This is a genomic window from Nocardia sp. JMUB6875, from assembly GCF_041154655.1.
Classification (GTDB): Bacteria; Actinomycetota; Actinomycetes; order Mycobacteriales; family Mycobacteriaceae; genus Nocardia.
This window is the reverse complement of the sequence record NZ_BAAFGR010000227.1, coordinates 1-9,838: the sequence shown is the minus strand read 5'-3', so window position 1 is coordinate 9,838 and position 9,838 is coordinate 1. Positions and strand designations below refer to the sequence as shown.

7 protein-coding genes are annotated in these 9,838 nt (G+C 68.9%); 4 read left to right on the top strand and 3 right to left on the bottom strand.

The window, feature by feature from the left end:
• Positions 1 to 725: LysR family transcriptional regulator (locus ACAM49_RS35705; protein ID WP_369639957.1), on the bottom strand; the 725-nt coding region annotated here is incomplete at its 3' end.
• 93 nt (positions 726 to 818) lie between these two features.
• Here ACAM49_RS35705 and ACAM49_RS35700 point away from each other — a divergent pair.
• Together ACAM49_RS35700 and ACAM49_RS35695 are read left to right on the top strand one after the other, a co-directional pair.
• Complete coding sequence (locus ACAM49_RS35700; RefSeq protein ID WP_369639956.1) at positions 819 to 2,060, top strand: MFS transporter; 1,242 nt, start codon at positions 819 to 821, stop codon at positions 2,058 to 2,060.
• A 70-nt stretch (positions 2,061 to 2,130) separates the two neighbouring features.
• Positions 2,131 to 3,225, top strand: coding sequence for a TerD family protein (locus ACAM49_RS35695; protein WP_369639955.1), 1,095 nt, complete (start codon positions 2,131 to 2,133; stop codon positions 3,223 to 3,225).
• 26 nt (positions 3,226 to 3,251) lie between these two features.
• On the opposite strand, the gene ACAM49_RS35690 is transcribed toward ACAM49_RS35695, so the two are convergent.
• Positions 3,252 to 4,568, bottom strand: coding sequence for a TerD family protein (locus ACAM49_RS35690; protein WP_369639954.1), 1,317 nt, complete (start codon positions 4,566 to 4,568; stop codon positions 3,252 to 3,254).
• Between the two features lie 57 nt (positions 4,569 to 4,625).
• Positions 4,626 to 5,372: a haloacid dehalogenase type II gene (locus ACAM49_RS35685; protein WP_369639953.1), complete on the bottom strand. Its 747-nt coding sequence runs from the start codon at positions 5,370 to 5,372 to the stop codon at positions 4,626 to 4,628.
• Between the two features lie 35 nt (positions 5,373 to 5,407).
• On the opposite strand from ACAM49_RS35685, the gene ACAM49_RS35680 reads away from it, so the two are divergent.
• Together ACAM49_RS35680 and ACAM49_RS35675 are read left to right on the top strand one after the other, a co-directional pair.
• On the top strand, positions 5,408 to 6,271 hold the full coding sequence (locus ACAM49_RS35680) for a class I SAM-dependent methyltransferase (protein ID WP_369639952.1): 864 nt from the start codon (positions 5,408 to 5,410) through the stop codon (positions 6,269 to 6,271).
• Positions 6,272 to 6,466: 195 nt separating this feature from the next.
• The coding region (locus ACAM49_RS35675) for an amino acid adenylation domain-containing protein (RefSeq protein WP_369639951.1) at positions 6,467 to 9,838 on the top strand (3,372 nt) is incomplete at its 3' end.

Here is a 9,838-nt window from a genome sequence, read left to right as displayed (position 1 = left end):
ACCGAGAGGGGGAGGAGGGCGACGTCGAAGTCCTTGGCGGCCAACTCCAATGCGAAGGCCTGGTCGGCCACCTCGATGACGGGGTGGCGGCAGGGGAAGAGGTCGTCGGCGATGGAGCGGATGCCCCAGCCGGGTGGGTAGTCGATGAAACGGATGCCGTCGAGGTCGGCTGTCCGGAAGGGGCGGCCGGCCAGGGGATGGCCGGGCGCGGTGCACAGTACGAGGGTTTCTTCGGTGATGAGATGGGTTGTGATGCCGGGGAATTCGTCGGAGCGGCCCGCGAGCAGGGCCAGCTCGAGCGAATTGTCGCGCAGGCCCGCCAGATTGCCCGCCATGCCGGAGATGCTCTGACGCATGCGCAGTGTCACCGCCGGGAAGCGCCGGTGCAGATCCGCGATGATGCCCGCGAGATCGAAATTGTGGACGTTCATGAGATTGCCGATGACGACCTCACCGCGGATCTCACCGCGCGCCGCGTCGATGGCGTCGACGACCTCGCCGCGGGCGCGCAGCAGCAGCCGCGCCGGAGCGACGGCGGCCCGACCCGCCTCGGTGAGCTCCAGCGTGCGCGGGGTGCGGTCGAAGAGGCGAACGCCGAGTTCGTGCTCGAGTTTGGCGACGCTGGTGGAGACGGCCGATTGCACGAGGTTCAGGGCGCGCGCGGCGGCGGTGAACGACCGGTGGTCGCAGCAGGCGACGAAGCATTCGATCTGACGGATCTCCATGCCCCGGAATCGTACGGCTGCCATCAATAATGGAGATGGCAGTATCGAAAACTATCGCTTTTGTTGATCCATTTGAGCGCCGACGATGAATCGGTGACTGTTTCGATGGCCCGCACGGCGGGCGAGCCTCGGCCCGGAGCCGAGGTGACACTGAGCCGGACCACCGTGCTCGTGTTCGCCATCACGGCCGGTTCGTCCGCGGCCGGCAACTACTACCTCCAGCCCCTGCTGCACGAGGTCGCCGGGGATCTGAGCATCTCCACCGCCACCGCCGCGCTGCTCGTGAGCGCGGCCCAGATCGGCTACCTGTGCGGCCTGGCCTTCCTGGTCCCCCTGGGCGATTTCCTGCGTCGCCACCGCATGGTCCCGGTCCTGCTGGCGGCCTCGGTCGCGGCCCTGCTGGTCTCGGCCTTCGCCCCGAACTTCCCCGTGCTGTTCACGGGCGTCATCGCCACCGGCGTGACAGCCTCGGCCGCGCAGGTGGTGGTGCCGTGGGCCTCGTCGCTGGCCCATCCGGACAAGCGCGGGCAGGTGGTCGGCACGGTCATGAGCGGACTGCTGCTGGGGATCCTGCTGTCGCGCGTGCTGGCCGGATCGGTGGCCCAGCTCGGCGGCTGGCGGGCGGTCCTGCTGGTGGCGGCCGGTCTCCAGGTGCTGATGGCGGTCAGCCTGTATGTCCTCGCACCCGCCACGCCGCGCGCCGCATCCGGCGAGAGCTACCCCGAGGTGCTGGCCTCGATCCTGGCCCTGATCCGCGAACATCCCGTGCTGCGTCAGCGCATGGCGCTCGGATTCCTTGTCATGGGCAGCTTCTCGCTCGTCTGGACCGCCATCGCCTTCCTGCTGGCCGGTTCGCACGGCAGTTCCTACCACTATTCGGAATTCACCATCGGCCTGTTCGGCCTGGCCGGTGTGCTCGGTGCGCTGGGCGCGCCCGTGGTGGGCCGCATGGCCGACCGCGGCCACCTGCGCCGGGTGACCACCCTGACTTGGCTTGTGCTGCTGGCGAGTTGGGCGCTGGTGGCCTGGGGTGCGCACAGCGTGGTCGCGCTGATCGCCGCACTGCTGGTCTTCGACTTCGGGATCCAGGGTTCGCACTTGACCAATCAAAGCGCCATCTACGCTCTGGACCCGGCCGCCCGCAGCCGCCTGACCACCGCTTATATGGTCACCTACTTCCTCGGCGGCGTCGCGGGCTCGGTGACGGCCGGTGTCGCCTACCAGGCCGGTGGCTGGACCCGGGTGTGCGAGATCGGCGCGGCCGCAACGGCTCTCGGGCTGGCATTGTGGGCGGTGTTCGCGCTCCGGCCACGGCGGGGCAGTGCGGTGTTCTGAAATGCGCATGCGCGAAAGCGATATGGGTTCGTTTCATCAAGGTGACGCGGCATTCCCATAGAGTGGGAGCGTGGCCGCACTCTTGACCCAAGGGCAGACCGGTGAACTGGGCGTCGCGGATATCACCGTGACGGTGCACTTCAGCGCGGGCATCGATCTCGCCGCGCTGCTGCTCACCGACCGCGGTGCGGTGCGCGACGACGCCGATCTGATCTTCTACAACCAACCCGCCGGGCCCGGCGTGCACCTGGTGCCCGGGCAGAACGCCCTTGCCGTGAGTCTGCGGTCGGTGCCGCAGGGGGTGGCGCACATTCGTGTGGTGGTCGCCCTCGATGATCGTGGGGGTCGGCTCGGGGACTACCCGCCCCCGCATATCGCAATCGCCGACGATCGCGGAAATCCGTTGTACGAGTACGTGATCGAGGGTCTCGGCAATGAGAACACGGTGGCGGCCGTGGACCTGGACCGGGGCAGCGACGGGTGGTACGCCCGCGCGGTCGGCTTCGGGCATCCGCGCGGATTCGCGGCGCTGCTCGCCGATCACGGCGTCTCCATCAGCAGTTCGAACCAGCCGGTGCGCGCGACCGCGCCGGTCATCGCGCCGGTGCTGCGCGCGGGCGACACCGTGGCGCTGCGGCGCCAGGGCACGGATCTGACCTTCGTGAAGATGGCGCTGGGCTGGGATCCCGTTCATGTGCAGCATAAATGGGGTTCGAAGCCGGTCGAGATCGATCTGGACGCCTCGGCGCTGGTGTACGCCGGGAACGACCTCGTCGATGCCGCCTACTACGGGCAGCTGGTGACCAAGGACGGGGCGATCCGGCATTCCGGCGACAACCTCACCGGTGAGGGCAAGGGCGACGACGAGGTCATCACCGTCGACCTCACCCGCGTCGGCCCGCACGTGACCTCCATCGTCTTCGTGATCACCTCCTACGCCGGGCACACCTTCGAACGCGTGCGCAATGCGTTCTGGCGCTTGATCGACGGCACCACCAGCTCCGAGCTGACCCGCTCGAATCTGAGCGCGGGCGGCCCGCATACGGGCATGGTGGTGGCGAAAGTGCATCGCGAGGACGGCATCTGGAAGGTGCAGGCGCTGGGCCATCCGATCCAGGCCGGGCATCCGGTCGAGGCGGCGGCACAGGTCGGCCAATTCCTCTGAGCGCCCGGCTCACTCCACAGTGATGCTCACTCGACGGTGATGAACCGCCCCAGCTGCGGCACCGCCTCACCGGGATGCTTGGCCTGGAAGCCCTCCCCGATGGCCTCCAACCGCCACTCCCCGCCGGAGCGAAACACCTTCGCCATGGCGATCGCCGTGAACGGCATCCCGCCCGCGAGCGCGTAGCGGGCCAGCTCGGCCTGCGTGGTGTCGTCCACCAATCGGCAGTAGGCATTGTTGACCTGCGCGAAGGTCTGCCCCTGATAGGAGGTGACGATGAACAGCAGCGTATTGACCCGGCGTGGAATACGAGTCAGGTCCACCGTGATCTGCTCATCGTCGCCGGCCCCGCCGCCACCGACGAGGTTGTCGCCCGAATGCTGGATCGAGCCGTCCTTCGAGGTCAGCTGCCCGTAGTAGGCGACATCCACCAGATGCCGGTCCGCGAACATCGCCACCCAGGCATCCAGATCGATATTGACCGCGCGCCGCCCGAAAAGCCCGCTCTTACTGGCCGGAGCCCAGCCCAGTCCCATCCGGATCCGGGTGAGCGCCACCCCGCCCTCCTTGCGCAGCGTGACCCGCTGGCCCTTGGACAGATTGACCGGACGCCCGCGCGACAGCTCACCCTCGCGCGGAGTCTGGGGAGCGGGCGCGACCGGCGGTTGCGTGGCATAGGCCGAATTCGGCGGTGGCGCAGTGGGATACGGCGAAGGCGGCGGGGGCTGCGTCGGATACGGCGAAGGCGGTGTCACATAGGTCGGTTCGACGGGCGCCGGATAGGCCGTGGGCGGAGGCGGCGGCGGGGGAGCGGGCTGCGTGCGCACCGGCGGCGGCGCATCGTCGACCGTCACCCCGTGATCGGTGACCAGCGCCGCGAACCCACCCGCGTAACCCTGCCCGACCGCGCGCACCTTCCAATTCCCGAACCGCCGGTACAGTTCCACCGCGATCACGATCGATTCGCTCTGCAGATCCTCGATCTTGTACTCGTAGAGCGGATTCCCGCCCTGATCCGCGACCACCGCGACCGGCGGCGCGATCCGCCCGAAGGTCGCCCCGGTCCCGTCGAGGGTGATCACCGCCCGGATCTGCGCGATATCGGCCGGCACCTGCGCCAGCGACACCACCAGCTCGGCGGGCTGCCCCGACACCCCGTTCCGCAGCCGCACCCCCGGCCCCGAAGGCTGGTTGTAGAACACGAAATCCGCGTCGGAGCGTACCTTCCCGTGCTCGGTCACCAGCAGCGCCGACAATTCGGCGGTGACCGCCACCCGAACGGAAACCACCACCTCCGTGGCGTTCAAAGCCCCGTTCTGACCCTTGACTAGCGATGTGGACAAGGCCGACCCTCCCGTATCGAAAACGTCCCCCTGCCACTGTAGGAGCCTCGGTGCCGCTCAGCACCCGAGCTGATCGGCAAGATCCAGGAAATCCACTGCATTGATATCGAACTCGTCGGAGAACTCGGCATCGGCCAGCGCCGGATCGCCGTATTCGAGTGGCCGGGCGATGAACGCCGTCGGAAATCCGAGCGCTTTCGCGGCGCGAATGTCGTATTTGTGGCTGGCCACCATCATGATCTCGCCGGGCTCGAAGCCCAGATAGCGCGCCGCGAGGTGATAGGTCCGCGGATCCGGTTTGAACACGCCCACCATTTCCGCCGCGAAGATCGCGTGCCAGGGCAGGCCGCCGCGCCGCGAAATCTCCACCACGGCACTGACATCGGCGTTCGAGAGGGTGGCCAGCGTGAAGCGCTCCCGCAGGCGCGTCAATCCCGGCACGGTGTCGGGCCACGGTTCCAGCCGCGCCCAGGCCCGCGTGAGTTCGTCCCGCGCTGTCGGCTTCAGATCGATCCCGTCGGCCTCGAGCAGCGGATCCAGCGTCCCGCGATAGACCGACGCCACGCTCACCCAGGGCCCCTGCTCGGGCTGCCGGGAGGTCTCGGTGAAATACGCCGCCCGCCACCGGTTCACGAATTCGGACCAGTCGTGCCCGGGTGCGAGCGGTCCGGCGATGGCCTCGGCCGCGCACCGGATGGTGGAATGGAAATCGGTCGCCGTCCCCTGGACGTCGAACAGCAACGCCTTGATCACGCACAGACCGTACCCATCGCCCGGGCGGGAATGGGCTGAGTTGTTTCTCATAGTCCGTGGGCCGGGCGCGGAATTAGGCTGGCGGAATGGAGACCGGGCGAGCCAGTCGGACCGCATTGGCGACCGCGTACGCGCGTGCGTATCACCAGCTTTCGGGGGAGCCGCGCATATTCACCGACCCGCTGGCCGCGCCGATTCTGGGGGTGACGGCGGATCGGCTAGCGGAGCTGGACACGGCGACGCTGGACCAGCCCGGCGGCAACGATCCGCGGCGGCGGGGACGGCGGTACTTTCTGGCCGCGCGGGCCCGGTTCGCGGAGGAGATCGTGGCCCGGGCCGTGGCCGAGGGGACCCGGCAGGTGGTGATTCTCGGGGCCGGGCTGGACACCTTCGGATATCGGAATCCCTATGCCGCGGTGACGGTATTCGAGGTCGATCATCCCGATACCCAGGAATGGAAGCGGGAGATGCTGGCGGCGGCCGGAATCGAGATTCCCGAATCGGTCACCTTCGTCCCGGTCGATTTCGAAACCGACACCCTGGCAGCGGGTTTGGATCACGCCGGATTCCGCCGGGACGAACCGGCCGTCTTCGTATGGCTGGGTGTGGTCATGTATCTGACCCGCGACGCCATCGCCGACACTCTGCGTTTCATCGCGGGCCAGGCGCAGCCGGTGCGGGTGGTCGCCGATTACCTCTGTCCCGGAACCACTTCCGAGGAGCGCGAGGCGCTGCGCAAACGCGCCGAGCGGATCGCCGCGATCAACGAACCCTTCCTGAGCTATCTCGAACCCGACGAGTTCGCCGAACTCCTGCGCGTGCTCGGCTTCGACACGGTCGAGCAATGGACGCTGTCCGAACTCATCCACGAATACCTCGAGGCCCCGATACCGGAGCTGGCGGCCGGGGGCGGCCCGTCCCGGATCGCGTGCGCGAGCCGCGGGGCCTGAGCCTCACCTTCCCAGTTTGCTTGACATTTGCACTGGTAGCCTCGCTGCGGGGGCGCATGAGCGGCATGTTGCCTACCCGCTTCGGACCGGGTAATCGTTTCGCTCGTGTGAGGAACGCGAAACGAGGCCGAAGATAGGAAACCGGTGACCGCCGAAGTTTCTGCGGCGCGCCGGGCACGACAGCCGCGCGGCCGCATGAGAACAGCGACCCTGCCGCGACTGCTGACCGCGGCGGCGGAGTGCAATCCCACCGGAATCGCCCTGCGTTCCGGTGCGCGGGCCTTGACCTACGCCGAACTCGACGAGCGCTCCACCCGCCTGGCGCGGGTCCTCATCGGCCGCGGTCTCGGACCTGGCGACCGGGTGGTGCTGGCCCTGCCGCGCTCGATCGAGGCCGTGGTCGCGGTCTGGGCGGTCGCCAAATCGGGTGCCGCGTTCGTGCCCGTCGACCCGAAGTATCCGCCGGACCGGGTGGCCTACATGCTCGCCGACGCGGGCGCGGTCTGCGGCCTGACCCTCGCCGCCACGCGCGATCGCCTGGGCGACGCCCTGGAGTGGCTCGAACTCGACGGCCCGGACTGCACCGAGGCGCTGGCCGACGCCTCGGCCGAACCGGTGCACTTCACCGAACGCACCCGCCGCCTGTACGGCGAGGACATCGCGTATGTGATCTACACCTCCGGCTCGACCGGCCGCCCCAAGGGCGTGGCCGTCACCCACACCGGTCTGGCCGGGCTCTGCCGCGAACAGACCCGTCGCTTCGGCATCACCGCGGACGCCCGCACCCTGCACTTCGCGTCCCCGAGTTTCGACGCGGCCGTACTCGAACTGCTCCTGGCCGTCGGCTCGGCCGCCACCATGGTCATCGCCCCGGCCGATTGCTACGGCGGCGGCGAACTCACCGAGCTGTTGCGCGCCGAGCGGGTGACGCATGCCTTCATCACCCCGGCCGCGCTGGCGGGCATGGACGCCGCGGATCTGCCCGATCTCCGGGTGGTGGTCGCGGGCGGCGAGGAGTGCCCGCCCGATCTTGTTGCCCGATGGTCGCCGGGCCGCTCCTTCTTCAATCTCTACGGGCCCACGGAAACGACTGTGGCCGCGACCATCAGCCATGCGCTGACCCCCGCCGAGACCGTCACCATCGGCGGACCCATCCCCGGGGTGGCGGCCATGGTGCTCGACGCCCGGCTACGCCCGGTGCCCATGGCGGTGGCCGGTGAGCTGTATCTGGCCGGGCCGGGCCTGGCCCGCGGCTATCACGGGCAGGCCGGGCTGACCGCCGCCCGCTTCATCGCGCATCCGAATGGCAAGGGGGAGCGCGTCTATCGCACCGGTGACGTGGTGCGATGGGTCTGGGGCGGCGACAGCGCGCCGGTCCTGCAGTATCTGGCCCGCAGTGACACGCAGGTGCAGATCCGGGGTTTCCGGGTGGAGCTCGGCGAGATCGACGCGGTGCTGGCCGCGCACGAATCCGTGTCCTTCGCAACGACTGTCGTGCATCGACTACCCAGCGGGGCCGATGCCCCCGTCTCCTATGTGCTACCCGCATCCGGCGCCGTCGTCGACACCGCCGCCCTGACCGAGCTTGCGCGCCAGCAACTTCCGCGCCATGCGGTGCCCGCCGCCATCACGGTGATCGATCGCATCCCCATGACTCCGGTCGGCAAGCTGGATCGAGCCGCCCTGCCCGCCACGGAATTCGGTCCGCGCCGCTACCGGCCGCCCGCGACCGAGACCGAGCGGATCGTGGCCGCCGCCTTCACCGAACTCCTCACCGGCCGTGTGGGACGCGACGACGACTTCTTCGAGATCGGCGGAAACTCCCTGCTGGCAACGCGTTTGGCGGGACGCCTGAGGGTCGCCCTCGACCTGCGGGTGCCCGCGCTGCTGGTGTTCGAGCACCCCACGGTGGCCGCGCTGGCCGCCGCCGTGGACAAGCTCTCGACCGGGACCGATTCGATGCGGCGGCTGCCGCTGGCCGCACGTTCCGACCGAGGGGAGCGGCCGCCGCTCGCACCGGCCCAGCAGCGCATGTGGTTCCTGGCCCGCCTGGACCCGTCCTCGGCGGCCTACAACATTCCGTTCGCGCTGCGGCTGTCCGGCGAGCTCGAGGTGGCCGCCTTCGGTCTCGCCGTACGAGATCTGCTGGAACGGCACGAGATCCTGCGCACGGTCTATCCCGAGCACGAGGGCGGCGGCTATCAGGACATCCGGCCCGTCGCCGACGTCTCGCTGGATCTGACGCCCATGGAGCTCGCCGAGGACGCCCTGCGTTCGGAACTGATCACGTTGGCGGGCAGGGGATTCGACGTGACCGCCGAGATCCCGCTGCGGATTCGCCTGTACCGCATTGCAGAGGGCGAATACGTGCTCGGCGTCGTGATCCACCATCTGGCCGCGGACGGATTCTCCATGGTCCCGCTCACCCGCGACCTCATGACCGCCTACAGCGCCCGCACACAGGGGACGGCACCCGACTGGACGCCGCTGCCGGTGCAATACGCCGACTACGCCCTGTGGCAGCACGAATTGCTGGGCGCTGCAACCGATTCCGACTCCCTAGTGTCGACCCAGCTGCGGTATTGGCGTGAGGCGCTGGCGGGTCTGCCGTCGCTGCTGGAACTGCACACGGACCGCCCGCGCCCGCCGGTGGCATCGCATCGCGGCGCCGCCCGGCATTTCCAGGTGGACGCCGCCGTGCACCGGGCGCTCGAGGATCTGGCCCGCGCCCAAGGCGTCTCGCTGTTCATGGTGGTGCACGCGGCACTGGCCGTCCTGCTGGCCCGGCTGGCCGCGACCGACGATATCGCCGTCGGCGCACCCGTGGCCGGTCGCGGCGAGCCCGAACTCGATGATCTCGTCGGCATGTTCGTCAACACCCTGGTCCTGCGCACCCGCGTCGACGCGGCGGAGAGCTTCACCCGGCTACTGGGCCGGGTCCGGGAAACCGATCTGGGTGCCTTCGCCCACGCCGAGTTGCCCTTCGAACGACTGGTGGCCGACCTGGACCCGCCCCGGACCCAGGCCCATCACCCGCTGTTCCAGGTCGCACTGTCCTTCCAGGATTTCGGCGAACGGCAATTCCGACTACCCGACCTGACCGTGTCGGCGATCGACCTGGGTGAATCGGTCTCACCCATGGATCTGCAATTGACCGTCGTCCTGCGTACCCATGCGGAAGAGCCAGCGGGACTGAACTGTTCGTGGCGGTACGCCACCGACCTGTTCGACGAGGCGACTATCGAAACCTTCGGACGGCGATTGAGCGCGCTACTGGCCGCCGTCGCCGGAGATCCGGAGCAGCCGGTAGGCGATCTACCCCTCACCGGTGCTGCCGAGCTGGCGGAATTCCCGACCAGCGGACCGAATCAGGCGGTGCCGCAACGCTTCCTCTTCGATGCCTTCCGTGACCAGGCGCGGCGAACCCCGGACGCGACGGCGGTCACCGGCGAGGGATCCTCCCTGACCTACCGGGAACTGTCGGATCGCTCGAATCGCCTGGCGCGCAAGCTGATCAGTATGGGTGTCGCACCCGGCACCACGGTCGGTCTCACCCTCCCGCCCGGC

What these genes read in the sequence shown, in the direction of transcription:
- ACAM49_RS35685 (WP_369639953.1), bottom strand. Translation starts at nt 5,372, where the DNA reads ATGAGAAACAACTCAGCCCATTCCCGCCCGGGCGATGGGTACGGTCTG.
- ACAM49_RS35680 (WP_369639952.1), top strand. Translation starts at nt 5,408, where the DNA reads ATGGAGACCGGGCGAGCCAGTCGGACCGCATTGGCGACCGCGTACGCG.